The sequence below is a fragment of the Exiguobacterium sp. A1_3_1 genome, from assembly GCF_048985645.1.
GTDB classification, from domain to species: domain Bacteria; phylum Bacillota; class Bacilli; order Exiguobacteriales; family Exiguobacteriaceae; genus Exiguobacterium_A; species Exiguobacterium_A indicum.
The window spans coordinates 1-1,415 of sequence record NZ_WBYY01000301.1 but is presented as its reverse complement, the minus strand read 5'-3'; the positions used below and the strand labels follow the sequence as shown (position 1 = coordinate 1,415).

Annotated in this window: 2 protein-coding genes; both read right to left on the bottom strand. The window is 50.5% G+C overall.

What is annotated here, in order from left to right; genetic code table 11:
• Positions 1–192 precede the first annotated feature (192 nt).
• Positions 193–609, bottom strand: coding sequence for an NUDIX hydrolase (locus tag F8N00_RS17930; protein ID WP_421018738.1), 417 nt, complete (start codon positions 607–609; stop codon positions 193–195).
• Between the two features lie 52 nt (positions 610–661).
• Positions 662–1,415 (bottom strand): ABC transporter permease (locus F8N00_RS17925; protein ID WP_421018737.1); only part of this gene is annotated, 754 nt, incomplete at its 5' end.

Sequence of the window (1,415 nt, the reverse complement as noted above, 5' to 3'; positions counted from 1 at the left end):
CGACGATATCATACGCAGACGACCATTTCTTTTGTAACGTCTGTTCGACCGTTCCTTGACTTGAGTCCGTCAAGTTGAACATCAGGCTTAGTCCGGCACTGATGATGAGGGCACCGACGAGCGTCAGGATGAATTTCCCGCGCTGCCGGCGCCATTGATTTAAGACAAAACGCAACATCGTCATTCCTCCTTTTATGGGGTAAAGGCTACAAAAAATGGATGAGACTGTTCATCTAAGATATGTAAGATTCGTTCGCTGAAGTTCGACCACGTTACGCGTCGTAACACTTCTTCGAGCGGGAAAAAGCCGACTGCTAAACTTTCGCTGCTCGTCTGCGGTTGACCACCAATCGCTTTTGCAAGCCAACAAGTCGCACAGACATTCGCCTCGAGGTTTTGATAGATACCGCAAAATTTCACGATTTCAATCTCAATTCCAGACTCTTCTTTGACTTCGCGAATGATACCGTCAGCTGCACTTTCCCCAGGCTCGACGATGCCACCCGGAAACTCCCAGCCGCGATTCGGTCCTTGGATTAAAAGAATCTCGTTTTGGTCATTCAAGACGACCGCTCCTGCTGATAACGAATAAATCGATGTCGGTAACATAGACTTCCTCCTGTGAAGAGAGGGACAACGCCTGTTGCCCCTCCGCCAAATATTAAGATGCATCTTTCAGTTCTTGATACGGTTGAACACGTGCTGCCAGTTGTGCTGGGATGAAGGCTGCAATGACACCGAACAGAATCGGTAGGGCGAGCGATACGCCAATCAACAACGGCTCATTCCAGGGAACAAGATCGTATAGAACGTAAATCGTCGAGTAGGCGACAATCAGTCCAATGACTCCGGAGATGAGACCGACAAGGAAACCTTCGAGGACGATCAACTGACGGATCGCGCCGTTCGTCCAACCGAGCGCTTTTAGGACGGCGAGTGAGGCGCGGCGATCGGTGACGTTTTGCCACATGATCTCTCCCGTCGTCAAAATAGCGATCGTGATGGCGACACCCATCGTCACGTAATGCATCGGACCGACTTGCAGGGCAACGAACTGACCGAGCCACGACGTGTAAAGGACTCCTTGTAAATGGAACGTCACGAATAAGAAGAATGTCAGCAGTGCTGTTGGGAGAGCGATTGAGAGAACGGACAAACTATTACGCTTCCATTTCCCAATCAGTTCCTTTAGTGCAAGTGTCATCGTCGAACGAAGTTTCAGTCCGATGCGAGCGGCCTTTGCATACTCACCGGTCTTGATTGCTTCATACGGCGAGATCCGGCGAATCGTCCAAGCTGACCAGGTCGCGCCAGCGAGGTAGATGACGAGACTGAACAGCGCGATCCAAAGAAGGCTCCAGCCGTTCATCGCTTCATTACGGACATATGAGAAGATGCCTTCAACAATCAAAGCG

Bases quoted from the DNA above. Each gene is read 5' to 3' on its own strand.
- F8N00_RS17930 (WP_421018738.1), bottom strand. From the start codon at position 609: ATGTTACCGACATCGATTTATTCGTTATCAGCAGGAGCGGTCGTCTTG.